At 63.8% G+C, this 16,571-nt stretch carries 18 protein-coding genes; 14 read left to right on the forward strand and 4 right to left on the reverse strand.

The annotated features are described in order from the left end of the window. The first annotated feature begins 2 nt into the window (after nucleotides 1-2). The 6 genes from RA24_RS05140 (at nucleotide 3) to RA24_RS05165 (ending at nucleotide 5,276) form a co-directional block, all read left to right on the forward strand. Nucleotides 3-446, forward strand: a complete 444-nt coding sequence (locus tag RA24_RS05140; protein ID WP_039190292.1) for a hypothetical protein — start codon at nucleotides 3-5, stop codon at nucleotides 444-446. Between the two features lie 262 nt (nucleotides 447-708). Next, nucleotides 709-1,158, forward strand: coding sequence for a paraquat-inducible protein A (locus RA24_RS05145; protein WP_039190294.1), 450 nt, complete (start codon nucleotides 709-711; stop codon nucleotides 1,156-1,158). 146 nt (nucleotides 1,159-1,304) lie between these two features. Further along, on the forward strand, nucleotides 1,305-2,087 hold the full coding sequence (locus tag RA24_RS05150; RefSeq protein ID WP_019295938.1) for a hypothetical protein: 783 nt from the start codon (nucleotides 1,305-1,307) through the stop codon (nucleotides 2,085-2,087). Nucleotides 2,088-2,249: 162 nt separating this feature from the next. Next, a complete protein-coding gene (gene radA / locus RA24_RS05155) occupies nucleotides 2,250-3,611 on the forward strand; it encodes a DNA repair protein RadA (RefSeq protein ID WP_019295939.1) in 1,362 nt (453 codons plus the stop codon). A 42-nt stretch (nucleotides 3,612-3,653) separates the two neighbouring features. Continuing rightward, nucleotides 3,654-4,208 carry a CvpA family protein gene (locus tag RA24_RS05160; RefSeq protein WP_019295940.1) on the forward strand — a complete coding sequence of 185 codons (555 nt, stop codon included), beginning with the start codon at nucleotides 3,654-3,656 and terminating at the stop codon, nucleotides 4,206-4,208. Nucleotides 4,209-4,595: 387 nt separating this feature from the next. Beyond that, a complete protein-coding gene (locus tag RA24_RS05165) occupies nucleotides 4,596-5,276 on the forward strand; it encodes a Hint domain-containing protein (protein WP_019295941.1) in 681 nt (226 codons plus the stop codon). 134 nt (nucleotides 5,277-5,410) lie between these two features. Here RA24_RS05165 and RA24_RS05170 read toward each other — a convergent pair whose 3' ends face one another. Then, complete coding sequence (locus RA24_RS05170) at nucleotides 5,411-5,827, reverse strand: VOC family protein (protein WP_039171194.1); 417 nt, start codon at nucleotides 5,825-5,827, stop codon at nucleotides 5,411-5,413. 450 nt (nucleotides 5,828-6,277) lie between these two features. Between RA24_RS05170 and purF the strand changes: the two genes are divergently transcribed. The 7 genes from purF (at nucleotide 6,278) to RA24_RS05205 (ending at nucleotide 12,704) form a co-directional block, all read left to right on the forward strand. Beyond that, entirely contained in the window at nucleotides 6,278-7,798 is a 1,521-nt protein-coding gene (gene purF, locus RA24_RS05175; RefSeq protein ID WP_039190296.1) for an amidophosphoribosyltransferase, read from the forward strand. Nucleotides 7,799-7,907: 109 nt separating this feature from the next. After that, nucleotides 7,908-8,495, forward strand: coding sequence for a DUF2199 domain-containing protein (locus tag RA24_RS05180; RefSeq protein WP_019295944.1), 588 nt, complete (start codon nucleotides 7,908-7,910; stop codon nucleotides 8,493-8,495). Between the two features lie 156 nt (nucleotides 8,496-8,651). Next, a complete protein-coding gene (locus tag RA24_RS05185) occupies nucleotides 8,652-8,912 on the forward strand; it encodes a hypothetical protein (protein WP_039190298.1) in 261 nt (86 codons plus the stop codon). A 115-nt stretch (nucleotides 8,913-9,027) separates the two neighbouring features. Further along, the gene (locus RA24_RS05190; RefSeq protein ID WP_019295946.1) at nucleotides 9,028-9,675 is read left to right on the forward strand and encodes an SDR family NAD(P)-dependent oxidoreductase; all 648 of its coding nucleotides are present in this window, start codon (nucleotides 9,028-9,030) and stop codon (nucleotides 9,673-9,675) included. A 237-nt stretch (nucleotides 9,676-9,912) separates the two neighbouring features. Continuing rightward, nucleotides 9,913-10,707, forward strand: a complete 795-nt coding sequence (surE, locus tag RA24_RS05195) for a 5'/3'-nucleotidase SurE (protein WP_039190300.1) — start codon at nucleotides 9,913-9,915, stop codon at nucleotides 10,705-10,707. Then, entirely contained in the window at nucleotides 10,704-11,351 is a 648-nt protein-coding gene (locus RA24_RS05200; protein ID WP_019295948.1) for a protein-L-isoaspartate(D-aspartate) O-methyltransferase, read from the forward strand. Before surE ends, RA24_RS05200 begins: the two co-directional genes overlap by 4 nt. Nucleotides 11,352-11,453: 102 nt before the next feature. After that, nucleotides 11,454-12,704 (forward strand): peptidoglycan DD-metalloendopeptidase family protein, encoded by a 1,251-nt coding sequence (locus RA24_RS05205; protein WP_193747111.1) that lies wholly within the window; start codon nucleotides 11,454-11,456, stop codon nucleotides 12,702-12,704. Nucleotides 12,705-12,973: 269 nt separating this feature from the next. Here the strand turns inward: RA24_RS05205 and RA24_RS05210 are convergent, their stop codons facing one another. Then, on the reverse strand, nucleotides 12,974-13,816 hold the full coding sequence (locus RA24_RS05210) for an ATP-binding protein (protein ID WP_019295950.1): 843 nt from the start codon (nucleotides 13,814-13,816) through the stop codon (nucleotides 12,974-12,976). A gap of 127 nt (nucleotides 13,817-13,943) precedes the next feature. Here RA24_RS05210 and RA24_RS05215 point away from each other — a divergent pair, with 127 nt between their 5' ends. Next, complete coding sequence (locus tag RA24_RS05215; protein ID WP_241480906.1) at nucleotides 13,944-15,107, forward strand: adenylate/guanylate cyclase domain-containing protein; 1,164 nt, start codon at nucleotides 13,944-13,946, stop codon at nucleotides 15,105-15,107. 67 nt (nucleotides 15,108-15,174) lie between these two features. On the opposite strand, the gene RA24_RS05220 is transcribed toward RA24_RS05215, so the two are convergent. Further along, nucleotides 15,175-15,816 carry a hypothetical protein gene (locus RA24_RS05220; RefSeq protein ID WP_039190303.1) on the reverse strand — a complete coding sequence of 214 codons (642 nt, stop codon included), beginning with the start codon at nucleotides 15,814-15,816 and terminating at the stop codon, nucleotides 15,175-15,177. 288 nt (nucleotides 15,817-16,104) lie between these two features. Further along, nucleotides 16,105-16,548, reverse strand: coding sequence for a hypothetical protein (locus RA24_RS22195; RefSeq protein ID WP_152610457.1), 444 nt, complete (start codon nucleotides 16,546-16,548; stop codon nucleotides 16,105-16,107). Nucleotides 16,549-16,571 lie beyond the last annotated feature (23 nt).

The following is a 16,571-nucleotide window of genomic DNA, read 5'->3' on the forward strand; positions in this document are numbered from 1 at the left end:
GCATGGTTGAGGACTGCATCCCGCTTTATGAACTTCTCGAGGCCGGACCAAACCCATACGCGGTCACAATCTCATACATCTTGCTGGCCTTGCCAATTGTCGCCGGGTTCGCATTGTTGGCTAAGCGGCTGAAGGGGCATAGTTCTTCTCGTATTGTAGTCGGGATCATCTCAGCAATTATCTGGGCAGGTCTATTGGCGGCACATTGGGTTTCGCCCGCGTTTGGCAACCCTCTGCTTCCGCAAGGGCTGAATACGTTGGTATTCACGCTATTGTTCACCTGCACAATGCTCGACTGGGCCATTCAGGCATTTCACAGCAGGCTGCGCCCGCAGTGGAATGATGCGCTTGTTATCCTCCTCATTGCCGCCTTGCCTGTGGCTGGCTACGCCGCGTCTAATTCTACGAGGACTGTATGCGAAAACAGCTTTCAAGAAACTCGCTGATCGCTGACTGACCATTCGCTGCGCCTCTTTTGCTTCCTCAAATACTCCCCGCCAGCGGCTTCCAACACAAGGCCAGCGTCCGTCCGCGGGCGAAAGCGGAGCACCCGCCGTTTTGCCGGAGGCAAACCTGCGGTTTGACGGGGGCGGACGGCGCTGGCCGGGCCGCAAACGGCCCGGCTGATGTTGGCCGCTCCCGTTTTCCCCCTTTCAAATCAGTAGGAAAACACACAAGTCTTGGCAAACCCGCATAAAACGAGCCGCCATGACCCTCCGCCTCCTCACCCTGTCGCTCCTGATCCTCTACCCCGTCGCCTGGTTTGCGCCCCTGATGCGGGCGGGGCTGCTGCCGATCTTCGGCCTCAGCGAGATCTCGGTGATCACCGGCCTGCAAAGCCTTTGGGGCAGCGACGCGGTGCTGGCGCTGATCGTCACCTTCTTTGCGATCTTTGCCCCCTACCTCAAGACCATCGGCACCGCGCTGGTGCAGTGGAACCTGATGGACGCGCGGGTGCAGAAGGTGCTGCATGTGCTGGGCAAGCTGGCGATGGCCGATATCTTCCTGATCGCGCTTTACATCACCCTGGCCAAGGGCATTGGCCTGGCGACCATCGAGACCGCCTGGGGGCTTTACATGTTCACCGCCTGTATCCTGGCCTCGATCGTGCTGGGGCTGCTGACAGAGCGTGCCGCCAAGGGGCAGCAAGCCGGGTAAGCGCTTGATCCGGCGGCAAACCGCTCCATTTCATAAAGCCGGATAAGTGAAACCATTTCGATGGGACCGGCACGCTGCGCCCTGACCGGGCATTCCCCCTGCCCCGCCGGCCCCGCGTCTGCACGTGTATCTGCTGGAGGGGGCCCATGGCCGGCATTCAATCCATCCTGTTCACCGCACAGACCGCCTTGATGCGGCTTTCGTTCCTGATGATCTGCCTGGGGGCCGCGGCGGCGCTGACGGCCACGGTACTGGCCGCTCTGGGCATATGGCCCTGGCTGTCGCTGCAGGCGGGCCTCGGCGCGGACATCCACCCGCAGGCCGGCATGATGGCGCAGATCGCGCTGACCGCACTGGCGGTGATGCTGGTGTTCTTTCTGCCCGCCAACGGGCGGGTCCTGGCGCTGGAGCACTCGCACCGGCGCTTTGCCCTGAATATGGAGGACGTCAAGCAGGCCTATCAGCTGGCCCACGCGGGCGACCGTGCCGGGGTGTTCACCCTGGCCTCCGAATTTGACGCGGTGAAGGAACGGCTGGCGTTTCTGCGCGACCACCCGGATCTGCAGGGGCTGGAGCCGGATGTGCTGGAGACAGCCGCGCAGATGAGCCAGGTGAGCCGTGAACTGGCAGAGACCTATTCCGATGCCAAAGTGGCCCGCGCCCGCATGTTCCTGAAACAGCGGCAGGAGGAGCTGGAAACCTTCAAGGCGCGGCTGGAGGATGCCCAGATCATCATGCATGAGCTGCGCCAGTGGACCCGCGACGTGGAGATCGAGGAAAGCATCGCCAAGTCGCATCTGGGCCGGCTGCGCGGCGAGCTGTTCGAACTGCTGCCGGAACTGTCGGCGCAATTGCAGGGGCAGCCCGACGGATCGGACCCCGAAGGCGGCAGCGTGGTGCCGATCCAGCCGCCGCGGCGCGCCGACTGACGCTCCGCTAAGGGCGCTGCCCGCGGTGTATAGTGGGCCAGAAAGAAACCGCTTCTTTCTGGTTGCAAATACTCCGGAGCGCGAGGCAGCGCCTCGCATCCTGCCAGAGCCACGCGCGTCACCTCTTGAACAAAAGGGAAACATCTGCCACTGGTCAGAGCCATGGCAAAAACATCTTTCTCCTGCTCCGCCTGCGGGGCCAGCTTTTCGAAATGGTCGGGCCGCTGCGAGGGCTGCGGCGAGTGGAACACCATCAGCGAGGATCAGGGACTGTCCTCCGGCCCCGCCAAGAAGTCGCTGGGCGTCAAGCGCGGCCGCACCATCCAGCTGACCGATCTGTCCACCCGGGAAACCCCGCCGCCGCGCGCCTGCTGCGGCGTCGGTGAGCTGGACCGGGTGCTGGGCGGCGGGCTTGTTGCGGCCTCGGCCATTCTGGTGGGCGGCGATCCGGGCATCGGCAAATCCACCCTGTTGCTGCAGGCCGCGGCGCGGTTTGCCCAGGCCGGCGTCAAAACCGTCTATGTCAGCGGCGAGGAGGCGTCGGCCCAGGTGCGGATGAGGGCGCAGCGGCTGGGGCTGGCGGATGCGCCGGTGCAGCTGGCGGCGGAAACCAACCTGCGCGACATCCTCACGACGCTGGAGGCGGAAAGGCCGCAGCTGGCCATTATCGATTCCATCCAGACCATGTGGGCGGATCATGTGGACAGCGCGCCCGGCTCCGTCAGCCAGGTGCGCGCCGCCGCGCATGAGCTGACAACCTTTGCCAAGCGGCACGGGATTTCCATTATCATGGTTGGCCATGTCACCAAGGAGGGCCAGATCGCAGGCCCCCGTGTGGTCGAGCATATGGTCGACACGGTGCTGTATTTCGAGGGTGAGCGCGGCCATCAGTTCCGCATCCTGCGGGCGGTCAAGAACCGCTTTGGCCCGGCGGATGAAATCGGCGTCTTCGAGATGACCGGCAGCGGCCTCAGCGAGGTGATCAACCCCTCTGCCCTGTTCCTTTCGGAACGCGGCGAGCCCTCGCCCGGGTCGGTGGTCTTTGCGGGGATCGAAGGAACCCGGCCGGTTCTGGTAGAGATGCAGGCGCTGATTGCGCCCTCGCCGCATTCGCAGCCGCGCCGTGCAGTGGTGGGCTGGGATTCATCGCGGCTGGCGATGATCCTGGCGGTACTGGAGGCGCGCTGCGGCATCCCCTTTGCCGGGCTGGACGTCTATCTGAACGTGGCAGGCGGCATGAAGATCTCCGAACCCGCCGCCGACCTTGCGGTGGCGGCAGCGCTGCTGAGTGCGCGGGAAGACGTCGCCCTGCCCGCCGATACGGTGGTTTTCGGAGAAATTTCGCTATCCGGCGCCCTTCGCCCGGCGCCGCAGACCGAAAACAGGTTGAAAGAGGCGCAAAAACTTGGTTTCACGGCGGCGATTGCCCCCGGCGGCAGCAAAACCGTGTCCGTGAACGGCCTGAATTTGCGAAAATCAGGCGATCTGGCAGGTTTTGTTGGCGAATTCTTCGGGGCCGGTTAAAGATGCAAAAAATTTGAGATCGCAGGCAAACGGGCGAGGGACATGGAAGGTTTCACAATTATCGACGGGGTCGTGGCCCTGGTCATCGTGGTATCGGCGCTGCTGGCCTATTCGCGCGGTTTCGTGCGCGAGGCGATGGCGATTGCCGGCTGGATCGCCGCGGGTGTGCTGGCCTTCATCTTTGCGCCGCAGGTCGAGCCGCTGATGGCAGAGATCCCGGTGGTGGGCGAATTCATCGCCGACAGCTGCGAATTGTCGATCATCGCCGCCTTTGCCGCAGTCTTTGCACTGGCGCTGATTGTGGTCTCCTTCTTCACGCCGCTGTTCTCCACCCTGGTGCAGCGCTCTGCGCTTGGCGGGTTGGACCAGGGCGCGGGCTTCTTCTTCGGCGTGCTGCGCGGCATTCTTCTGATTGCGATTGCCTTCTTCCTCTATGACGTGGTGATGACCGGGCAGTCCTTTACCATTGTTGACGAAAGCCGCTCTGCCGAGGTGTTCGCGCGCATGACCGGCAAGATCGAGGAGCGCAATCCGGAGCAGGCTCTGGGCTGGGTGACCGAGCAATATGAAGCGCTGATCGGTACTTGCGGCCAGTAATTCCAAGGGATTACCACCATCAGGCAGAAACGCGGGCGCCCAAGGGGCGCCCGTTTTGCTTGAATTTCAATGCGTTCACACAGTTATCCACAGGATGACGGGTTCAGCCGTTAACACCGCAAATTCACATTAACACTTTGTTAACCAAAGAGAATCGGGCTCCGGAGGCCGTTTGAGCGCGTCTCAAAAATTGCGTCAAACCTTAATAAATCCTCAGCCTGCACCGTGAAAAGGTTAACAATACCCCTGAAAAAGCGGCTTTTGTCCCCAAAAAATCGCGTCATCCCGAAATGCGACGCAAGCCTGCCCCAATTTGGTCCCAATTCGGGGGCCACATGGCTTCAACGGCAAAACGCCGGGACGAAGACGCTCAGAAGGGACACCAAAATGCAGCTGGATCACACCACAGATTTCGCCGACTACCTGCCGGTTGATGTTCTGCTGCTGACCAATCCCCTGCCGCAGTCCGTGAAGCCGGCGCCCAAGCGCGCCCGCATCCGCAGCGGCGGCTTCCTGCCTGATACGCTGGTGGAGACCGAAGAGGGCTTCAAGCAGGCCCGCGACGTCAAGCCTGGCGACATGGTGTTCACCTTTGACGGCGGTGCCCAGGAAGTGAAAGCGGTGAAGCACGCGGTGCCGCGCCTGACCACCCTGATGCACATCCCGGCTGGCGCCCTGGGCAATGACACCGACCTGATGCTGCCTTCGGACCAGAAAGTGGCGCTGGAGATGGACACCGCGGAACGCCTGTTCGGCCTGCCGGTTGTCGTCGCCAAGCTGATCGCCCTGGCCGGCTACAAGGGTATTACCGCAGCCGCGCCGGAACGCCTGGGCCGCATCCATTTCGAATTCGCAGAAGAAGAGCTGGTCTGGGCCGAAAGCGGCATGCTGCTGCCCGCCGGTGACGCCGCTGAGGACTCCGCCTTCCACCAGCTGTCGCTGACCGAGACCCGCCAGGTGCTGGCCAGCGATGACGGCCGCGCGCTGTCGCAGACCGGCATGGGCGAGATTGACGCCCGCCTGCCCAGCCCGCTGGACAACCTTCTGGACCGCATCCTCGCGGCCTGATCACACCCAACGATATTCCTCCCCCCTCGGGCCCGCCATCGTGCGGGCCTATTCTTTGGTTTCGGATTGGGGCTGGAACTGCCGCATATGCTCCGTCTAGTCCACGCAGCACATGCTACTTGAAAGAATTTTCCCTACCCGTCCCGTCCCGGTTCGTCCGGGTTGCTGGAGAACAAAGCGATCTTGTTGCCTTGAGGGTCGCGAAGATAGCCGACATAGAAACGAGGCCCATAGGAGGCGCGAAAGCCCGGCTGGCCCTCGTCGGAGCCGCCAGCGGCAAGCGCGGCGGCGTGAAGCTTGCGGACCTGGTTCTGACTGCGGGCTTCAAAGGCGACCATGGATCCGTTGCCGGCTGAGGCCGGACGCCCATCGAAGGGCGGTTTGACGTAGTAATCAGGTTGGGCCGGGGGCCGGCCCGGCTTTGCTGGCAGCGTGTAGCTCAGCCCGGCAGGCCCCTCCTCCAGCGCGTAGCCAAGGGCTGGCAGGATGGCCGAATAAAACTCTTTCGCGCGCGCGATGTCATCCGCGCCAACTGTGACATAAGCAATCATGACTTGAGTGTCCTTCGGGAAACCGGTCCATTCAAGCAGTATTCCCGCCGTGTTGCCGCCCGCCTTTGATCCGGCGCGATGAATTGCCTGGTGCTCACCCGGCAGCCGCAACTCCCCATTGGCAACAGCCTTCAAGGCGAGCCGCCGCGCCATTTGTGATCCTGTGATGACAGCGGCCGCGAAAGCCTCTATGTGAGGGCGCGAACAGGAAACGGATTCGGAGCCACACCGCCTTGCCGCTGCTGCAGACGCTGCCCGCCTGCCCTTGTGGACCTGACCCGATGCGCGCGGCGCCGGGGAGCAGGGCTGCAACCGGCCATCAGGCTCCGGACGTTTTGCCGGCAAGCTGCTTTGGTGTCTCCGGAATGGCGCGGGCGCGGGAAAATGCGCTAGACTGCCGGCCAAGCCGCTTCCATCAGCCATCGGACTAATCGGGATTGGAGCCAGCCAATGTGCGGGATTTTGGGGATCGCAAGCCGGGACACAGAAGTCTTTGCAGAGATATATGACGGGCTTCTGATGCTGCAGCACCGCGGCCAGGACGCCTCGGGCATCGTGACCTACACCGGCGAATTCTTCCGCGAGCGCAAGGCAAACGGGCTGGTCAAGGATGTGTTCGGCCCGTCGGATGCCGAAACCCTGACCGGACGCGTCGGCATGGGACACGTGCGCTACCCCACGGCGGGTTCCCTCAGCGCAGCAGAGGCCCAGCCGTTCTTCGTGAACGCGCCTTACGGCATCTATCTGGTGCACAACGGCAATATCACCAACACCGCCGAGCAGCGCGAGAAGGTGACCGGCAAATACAGCCGCCATCTGCGCACCACCTCGGATTCGGAAATCCTGCTGAACGTTCTGGCCGACAAGGTTGCCGATGCGATCAAGGTCAATGGCAATGCCGAGCCGATCCGCAACATCTTTGCCGGCGTGAAGATGACCATGGAGCGGGTGCAGGGTGCCTATTCGGTGCTGTGCATGATTGCCGGTGTCGGCATGCTGGCCTTCCGCGATCCGCACGGCATCCGGCCGCTGTCGCTGGGCAAGCGCCCCGCGCAGGGTGACGGCGACGACTATTGCATCGCGTCTGAGGACGTGGCGTTCGGCATCAACGGCTTTGAGAAGGTCCGCGACGTGAAAGCCGGCGAGGCGGTGCTGATCGACCTAGAGGGCAACCTGCACACATTCCAGGCGGTCGAGGGCAAGCTGACCCCCTGCATCTTTGAATATGTCTACCTGGCGCGTCCGGACTCGATGATGGACGGCGTCTCGGTCTACAAGACCCAGCTGCGCATGGGCCAGGCGCTGGCCAAGCAAATTCAGGACTCGGGGCTGGAAATCGACAGCATCATCCCGGTACCTGATTCGGCACGCCCCGTGGCGCTGGAAGTCGCCAACTCCACCGGCATCCGCTACCGCGAGGGGCTGGTGAAGAACCGCTATGTCGGCCGCACCTTTATCATGCCGGGCCAGGCCGAGCGGCAGAAATCGGTGCGCCGCAAGCTCAACGCGATCCCGCTGGAGTTCAAGGACCGCAACGTGCTGCTGATCGACGATTCCATCGTGCGCGGCAACACCATCAAGAAGATCGTGCAGATGTGCCGCGAGGCCGGCGCCAAGAAGGTCTATATCGCCTCCGCCTCGCCGCCGGTGGTTTACCCGAATGTCTATGGCATCGACATGCCGACCAAGCATGAGCTGATCGCAAACGGCCTCAGCATCGAGGAAATCCGCGAGGAACTGGGTGCCGATGCGCTGTTCTACCAGAAACTCGAAGATCTGATCTGGGCGGCGCAGGAAGGCAACCCGGACATCCAGGGCTTTGACTGCTCCTGCTTTGACGGCAACTACATCACCGGCGTCACCGACGAATATCTGGACGCGCTGGAAGGCAGCAGCCGGGTCAGTGCCAAGATCAAGGACATGCCCGCACCGGGCGCGTCGTGGAACGCCTCCAAGCTGGCCACCGGCTGAGGCGAGCACCCTGCCCCACCAGGGGTTTGAACTTTGGCCCGCATCCGTCTATGAGGGCCCGGAACTTTGCGTGGGGAGGCGCTGGCCATGACGGCCCGCGCCTTTTCCTATGCTCCTGACGAAAGGCCGCCCCTTGGACGCGCATCTTGCCCGCATGCTGACCTCCCCGCGCCAGTGCCGCTGCTGCGGCGCGACGTTTGCGCAGCTGCTCAGCCTCAGCTGCGACCGGCCCGATATCTGTTCCGAGGATCTGGAGGTGGAGGACAACTCTGCCGTCCTCGCCACCCGCGGCGACATCCTGACCGAGGATTTCTGCCGCCTCGGCGATCTGCGCTTTGTCCGCGCAGTGCTGGCAATCCCGCTGTCCGGCACCAGGGGCGAGGAGTTCATCCTGGGCACCTGGGCCAGCATCAGCCGCGATGACTTTGACGCCTATCTCGACCTTTTTGAGATGCGCGAGACCGACAAGCTGGGCGACCGGCCGGCCTGGCTGGCCAATGCGATCCCGCCGGATATGCCGATGCCCGCGGGCTGCATGCTGGAAATGCGCCCTGGCGGCCAGTACCCGGAACTGAAGGTCACCGAACAGAACCACCCGCTCTACCCGCTGCAGAAGGACGGCGCAGAGCTGGAGGAGCTGCTGGAGCTGCTCTATGCCTACGGGCACGACCTGCCGTCGCTGGTTTATGACGCCTGAGGCATGACGAAGGGGCCGCTGCAAGCAGCCTGACCCGGGGTCATCGGCGGTCCTCCTCTCAGCCGGCTGCAGCTTTCCGCCGAGGCCCGTTTTGCCTGCTTGAAACACCTGCGCCGGCACGCCAGATGCCATCCGGATCAACGAAGGACGGACAAAATGGCGAACGAGCAGACCTCCGCCAAAGTGGCGGGGCTGGCAACCCAGCCCAATGCGGTGAACCGCAGCAACCTGAGCCTGCTGGGCGTTTACGGACCCGAAAACAGCATGAGCGCGCTGATCCGCCTGCCCTCTGGCCGCACCCGCGAAGTCAAGCGCGGCACCAAGCTGTCGCAGGGCCAGATCATTGCCATCGACGCCCACGGCCTGGTGCTGAACCAGCGCGGCGAAACCAAACGCCTGGTGATGCCCGGCAGCTGAGCCGGCGGCCAGCGGCGCAAATCTCGTCCAAGAAATTTGCCAGGGGTTTTCGAAAATCCCTGGCGTTGCCTTCCGCCTCTTGACCTGCCCGCGCGGGCGGCCCAAGAAGGCGGCCATGACAGACAAAATCGCTCTCATCACCGGTGCATCGCGCGGCTTGGGCAATGCCCTCGCCGAGGCGCTTGCGCCCACCCATCACATCGTTGCCGTCGCCCGCACCACCGGCGCGCTGGAAGAGCTGGACGACCGCATCAAGGCGGCGGGCGGCTCTGCCACCCTGGCGCCGATGGACATCACCGTGCCGGAGGCGATGGCGACGCTCTGCCGCGGCATCCATGACCGCTGGGGCAAGCTGGACCTGTGGCTGCACACCGCAATCCATGCCACCGCCCTGTGCCCGGCGCCCTCGGTTGCCGCCAAGGACTGGACCAAGGCCCTCGCGATTAATGCCACTGCCACCTCGGTTCTGATCCCCTATGTGGCGCCGCTCCTGGGCCAATCGGGCCGCGCGGTGTTCTTTGACGACCCTAAGGCGGGCGAGAAGTTCTACGGCACCTACGGCGCCACCAAGGCGGCGCAGATGGCGCTGGCCCGCAGCTGGCAGGCCGAAACAGAGCGCACCGGCCCCAAGGTCAAGATCCTGGAGCCGCAGCCGATGGCCACAGCCCTGCGCGCCCGTTTCCACCCGGGCGAGGACCGCGATGCGCTGACCCCGATCCAGGACGAGGCCGCACGCCTGCTGCCGCTGATCCTGGCGGACTGACCTCCGAGACCGGCCCGCGCCGCGCATCCGCGCGGCGCCCGGCCCAAGGCTTTGGACGGCATCTTTGATGCAGCCCAAGGGCGCGGGAGCCCGCCGAGCCCCGCCCGGCCATCCCGCCTGTTGCCTCCCTGCCCCGCTTTGCCGCGGATCCGGCTTCTCCCTGCGAAAACCTTGCTCCGTTCGGATGCAGGTCCTATTCAATCGAAAACCCGGTTGAAGACGGCAGGCAGGCTTTTCATGCGCATTCTGATCACCAACGACGACGGCATCAGCGCCGAGGGGCTCAAGGTTCTGGACGCCATTGCCCATGAGGTCGCAGGCCCCGAAGGCGAGGTCTGGACCGTGGCGCCCGCGTTTGAACAGTCCGGCGTCGGCCATTGCATCAGCTATACCCGCCCCACCATGCTGAGCCAGCTGGGCGCGCGCCGCTTTGCCGCCGAAGGCTCGCCCGCCGACTGCGTGCTGGCGGGCATTCATGTGGCGATGCAGGGGGCAAAGCCGGATCTGGTGCTGTCAGGCGTGAATCGCGGCAACAACTCGGCTGAAAACGCGCTCTACTCCGGCACCCTGGGCGGCGCGATGGAAGCGGCGCTGCAGGGTATCCCGGCGATGGCGCTGTCGCAGTATTACGGCCCGGCCAACCGCGAGACGGACAATCCGTTTGAGGCCTCTGCCGTGCATGGTGCCGCGCTGGTGAAAAAGATTCTGGCGGCCCAGCCGCAGGACAATCAGGATTACCGGCTGTTTTACAACATCAACTTCCCGCCAGTCCCGGCCGCGGACGTGAAGGGCGCCCGCGTCGCACCGCAGGGGGTCCGCCCTGGTACCCATTTCTCCGCCGAGGAACAGTTGTCGCCCACCGGGCGGCGGTACCTGTGGATCCGCGGTGGCAACCAGCATGTGGAGACCGCACCCGGCTCTGATGCGGCAGTGAACCTGGACGGCTACATCTCCGTCACTCCGATGCGTGCCGACCTGACCGCGCGCGATGCCATGGATGCCCTGAAGGCAATCGAGGGCCCCGGCGCATGAGCGGGCCTGACGCGCAAACCAAGATGCAGTTCGTCTACTCCGTGCGCTCGCGCGGGGTGACCGACCAGAAGGTGCTGGAGGCGATCGAACAGATCGACCGCGGGCTTTTCGTGCGCGGCATCTTCTCGGAACGCGCCTATGAGGACGTGCCGCTGCCGATTGCCTGCGGCCAGACCATTTCGCAGCCCTCGGTGGTGGGCATGATGACCCAGGCGCTGCAGATCTCCCCCCGCGACACCGTGCTGGAGGTCGGCACCGGTTCCGGCTACCAGGCCGCAATCCTGTCGAAACTGGCGCGCCGGGTCTATACCATCGACCGCCACGCCCGGCTTGTGCGCGAAGCGCGGGCGGTGTTTGAGCAGCTGCAGCTGGCCAATGTGACCTCGCTGGTGGGCGACGGCAGCCACGGGCTCAGCGAACAGGCGCCCTTTGACCGCATCATCGTGACGGCGGCTGCCGAAGATCCGCCCGGACCGCTTCTGGCGCAGCTCAAGACGGGCGGCATCATGGTGCTGCCGGTGGGCCAGTCTGACCACGTCCAGACCCTGATCCGGGTGCGCAAGACCGAGGACGGGCTGGAGTATGACGAATTGCGCCCGGTGCGCTTTGTTCCGCTGCTTGAGGGCCTGGGGAAAGACACGTAAACTGGCGGCGGATTTCAGCCGAGCCGCAAATGGCATCGGCTATAGTGATTGACGCGAGAGAATCCCCGCGAAAAAGGGGATGCGTGTTTTGAGGAGAGCGAAATGACCCGGATCCCCCCCGCCCGGACCATGTTCCGCGGCCTGTCCCATACGGTACTGCCCCGGGCCCGGATGCTGGCCCTGCTGCCGCTGGCCGGTGTACTGGCGGCCTGCCAGAGCCCGCTGGACTACGACCTGCGCGGCCAGATCGGTGCTTTCAACACCGCAGGTGCCGCGCAATCAGCCACGGCGAACCGCCCCGCGCCCGACTCCCGCGGGCTGATCTCCTACCCGTCTTACCAGGTGGCCGTCGCCCAGCGCGGCGACACTGTGGGGGATGTGGCTGCCCGCATCGGCCTGCCTGCCGACGAGGTTGCACGCTTTAACGGCATGGAGACTGGCGACAAGATGCGCCAGGGCGAGGTTCTGGCGCTGCCGCGCCGCGCGCCGGGCAGCGTGCCGGGAAATGCCACGCCGGGTTCGGTCGATATCGCCAGCCTTGCAGGCCAGGCCATCGACACCGCGCCGCTGACCTCCCCCAACGCAGGCTCGGTGACCACCACCGAAATCCAGCCCGCCCCCAAACCGCAGCCCGCCGCGGTGCAGGCCGGCCCGGAACCGGTGCGCCACAAGGTGAAGCGCGGCGAAACCGCTTATACCATTTCGCGGCTCTATCAGGTGCCGGTGAAGTCGCTGGCAGAGTGGAACGGCCTCGGCAGCGATTTTGCAGTGCGTGAGGGCCAGTACCTGCTGATCCCCCTGAAAGAGCAGCCCGCCGCCGAGGTGACGCCTGCCGCTGCAGCAGCCCCCGTGGTGGTGACTGAGCCGGGCGCCGGATCGGAGACTCCGGTACCGCCCAGCGCCAGCAAGCCGCTGCCGGAGGAAAAGGTCGAGCCCGCCGCAGTGAAGCCCGCCGCGGAAACCCTGCCCAAGCCGGAACTGCCGGCCCCCACCCGCAGCAGCAGCGCGGCGATGGCCTATCCGGTGCAGGGCAAGATCATCAAGACCTATTCCAAGGGCCGCAATGACGGCATCGACATTGCGGCCGCCGCTGGTGCGCCAGTCAACGCGGCCGAGGCCGGCACGGTGGCGGCGATCACCAAGGATTCCAACAATGTGCCGATCGTGGTTATCCGCCACAGCCAGAAGCTGCTGACGGTCTATCAGAACGTCGGCAACATCACCGTCAAGAAAGGCGACAGTGTGGTCCGCGGCCAGCGCATCGCCTCGCTGCGCGGCGGCGATGATGCCTATGTGCATTTCGAAGTGCGTGACGGGTTCGAAAGCATCGACCCGCTGAGCTACCTGAACTAACACCATTAACTCGTTGTTAACAAACAAAAGCCCGGCTGTTTGGCCGGGCTTTTCTGTTTCAGGGAGGTCCAAGGCCCGGAGTCAAGGCGAAGCCGCCGGGCCAGCGCCTGCCCGCCCCATCGGGCTGGCGCTTTGAAGAGGTCAGTGTTCCCTAGGTAACTTTTACGGAGGTTGCAGGCATAAACTGCCCTGCACAGGCGTTGCAGCGCCACCCCGCGGGCAGTCGCTGGCCCGGCTTCCGCATGTGCTTGCAGAGGCGTTTCAGAGCCTCAGCGCAGGCTTACCCCGTGCCGTCCGGCCAAATCGGTGAAGAACTGCCAGGCCACCCGGCCCGAGCGCGCGCCGCGGGTGGCCTGCCATTCAACCGCCTCGGCACGCAACTCCTCTGCCTCCACCTCAACGCCATAGGCCGCGCAATAGCCCTCGATCATCGCCAGGTATTCGTCCTGATCGCAGGGGTGGAAGCCCAGCCAAAGCCCGAAGCGGTCCGACAGAGAGACCTTCTCCTCCACCGCTTCCGACGGGTTGATGGCGCTGGAGCGCTCGTTTTCGATCATGTCCCGCGGCATCAGGTGGCGGCGGTTGGAAGTGGCATAGAACACCACGTTTTCCGGCCGCCCCTCGATGCCGCCGTCCAGCACCGCCTTGAGGCTCTTGTAGTGCTGGTCATCATGGCTGAACGACAAGTCATCGCAGAACAGGATGAACCGGTGCTCCGAGCCGCGCAGGTGCCCCAGCAGCCGCGCGACCGAAGGCAGATCCTCGCGCTGCAGCTCCACCAGTTTGAGCTGCGGGTGATCCCCTGCCAGCGCCCCGTGCACGGCTTTCACCAGGCTCGACTTGCCCATCCCCCGCGCGCCCCACAGCAACGCGTTGTTGGCGGCAAAGCCTTGGGCAAAACGCCGGGTGTTCTCCAAGAGCGTATCGCGGGAGCGGTTGATGCCGACCAGCAGGTTCAGATCAACCCGGTTCACCGCCTCCACCGGCTCCAGCCGCTCCGGCCCCACATGCCAGACAAAGGCGGCGGCCGCGTTGAAATCGGGGGTTTCCAGCGGCGCGGGCGACATCCGCTCCAGCGCCTCGGCAATGCGGGTCAATGCGATCTGGTCCATGTGGTGCCTCCCTTCGTCAACGGGCCGTCTTTGCCGGGTTTCAAAGCATGTTCCGGCAAGGGCGGCAAGGGGAAGCCAGCACCTGTTCTGCTGCGAGCCTTAAGTATACCCTGTCCCTATGGACGCCATGGATGCTCTCTCCCGCTGGATGATGACCGAAGGCCGCTGTTGCGGCGATCCGGTCAAGGTTGTCTCGCACTTCTGCACAACGCTGATCGAGGCCGGGGTGCCGCTGTGGCGGGTCAACATCGGGCAGCGGTTTGCAAACCCGCTGCTGATTGCCTGGGGCGTTGTCTGGACACCAGAGAACACGGAGAGCTATGACGTCACCCATGATGTGATGCTGACAGACAGCTACGTCGGCAGCTCCTTTGAGTACATTCTGGCTCATCGCCGCCCGCTGCACAAAAGCCTGCGCGGCCTAGACCCTGAGGCCGACCACATTTCCTATCATGAGTTCGCGGAGGCTGGCGGCACCGACTACTATGCCACGCTCTTGTATTACGGCGACGGGTCTATGCACGGCTGCACCTTTGTCACTCAGGCTGACAGCGGCTTCACGGCGGAGAACCTGGCAATGATCGAGGCCTCCCTGCCCGGCCTCTCCTCAGCCCTGGAACCCGTCACCATGCGCAAGTCCTCGCGCAGCCTGCTGCGGACCTATCTCGGCGATGGGCCGTCGGACGCGGTCTGGAATGGTTCCATCAAGCGCGGCGAGCGCACGGCGCTGGACGCTGTTGTCATGTTCACCGATCTGCGCGGCTTCACGGCCCTCTCGGACAGTGCCAGCGAAGAGGACGTGTTCGACGCCCTGAACACCTATTTCGACGTGGTGGTGCAGGCGGTTGAGGACGCAGGCGGTGACGTGCTGAAGTTCATGGGCGACGGCATTCTGTCGATCTTCCCCGCCGCTGACGGAAGCAGCCACGCGGAACAGTGCCGTCAAGCCGCACAGGCCGCGCAAACGGCGCTCGCCGGGCTTGCCACGGTGAACACCTCCCGCACGGAAGCAGGCAAACCGCCGCTGGAAATCGGTATCGGCTTAAACGCGGGCCGCGTCAGCTATGGTAATATCGGCAGCCCCGGCAGGCTGGATTTCACCGTCCTTGGCGCCGCGGTGAACCTGGCGAGCCGGATCGAAGGCCTGACGAAATCCACCGGGCATCCCGTTCTGGCATCCGCCTCTGTCGCCGCGGCCGCCCCCGGTCTGTTTGCCAGCTGCGGCCGTCACAGCGTGCGCGGGGTTGCCGATCCGGTAGAGGTCTTTTTCCTGCGCGGTGCCGCCGCATAGAAAGGCGCGCCGGATCCGGCGCGCCTTTGCGGTTCCAGCGCTCTCAGATCAGCGCGGCCTTACCGCCTCAATCCGCCGCGAAGCAGTAGAAATAACCGTTGCCGCCGGTCCCGCGCAGGTCGTCAGCGCTGCAGCCGCGCGAATTATGCGCCGCGTTCCACGACGTATTGCCGCCGCCGTGGCGGTCGTGGTGGCCGACCGTGGCTGAGCCTTCACCGTTAGAGGTCCAGTTCGAACAGGTCTTGTCTCCCTCCTGCCAGGGGAAATAGGCGGTGCCGTCTTCCTGGGTGCCGGTCAGGATGTCATGCTCATTCGGATCATCGCCGCGGCCCTTGATGCGGTTGCCGTTCTCATCCACCGCGGTGCGGGCATAGATATTGGGCATGATGTGCAGCTGGTCCAGATCAACCGCGATCAGCTCTCCGTTGGCGTTGTACCAGGGGCCGGTGCCGATGCGGGAGCGGGCGGAGATGCCGCGTTTGCCCTCTTCCTGCGTGCTGAGATAGGCGCGCCAGGTCCGGCCAGTGGAGCCCGCCGCCTCAGCCAGGCTGGCACAATGGGCATCCGCCCCCTCCAGCCCGCCCAGATTGCCGCCGTCGCCAAGGCCAACGGATGTAACAAAGAACCCCATCGGCGGATCTTCGGCGTAGGACGCAGAGGCCAGCGCGCAGACCGCAGAGCAGGTCAGGACAGCAAGAAACTTGTTCATGGAAACCTCCCTTATTCCAGGACTGGCCGCAGGATGCCTCATGGGGCGGGGCATGGATACGCCAGAGGGCGGGGTTTCACGAAAGAGTGTTGGGAGTGTGGACGTCCTTCCTGCGGCTTGGCCTTACACTTATACGGAGATCGACTGAATAGCCTGAAACCGCGAAGGGCAATTGAGCGGGACGAAGTGTGAATTCGCTGCGGTTGTGCGAATGTCAGTTATGCGTTCCGACACCAGAACGAGGGATAGCAGTTTGCAGCGGTTCGTTGACCTGCAGTACGGCATAGTTCAGGAGTTGGAATCCGTTTCTTTGTCCTCAACATCTGGTGAGGCCGCAATGCGGACGATTTCAAATCGCCTCAGCAAACTCACACTAATGTAGATGGCAGCGCAGATCAGAAGAAAACCTACAAAGTTTGGTTCGTAGGCTTCCCTAGCTTCACGGTATATGTTCAATCCGTCGACATTTCTAAGAAGAGCAAATCCAAAGTTGCCGACTACAAGAAATGTCGGCAAATCCAGCAAGAAAAACCTCCTGAGACGCCGCTCGCCAGTCAAATAGAGCAGTGAGCCGCACCCACCGCACTTATGAAAATCAGTTCGATTGTGTCCGCGATAAGGGTTGGTTGAACCCATCTTTCTTGGAGACTGCGGGCGACCACATTCCGGGCATTTGATGCCGACAATTTTTGACCAAAGAGTTGGTAACTCACCAAGTCTCGGTTTGCTCACTTTGGGCGGGTTGCTAACACTTC

The sequence above is a fragment of the Leisingera sp. ANG-M6 genome (assembly GCF_000813905.1).
GTDB lineage: Bacteria > Pseudomonadota > Alphaproteobacteria > Rhodobacterales > Rhodobacteraceae > Leisingera.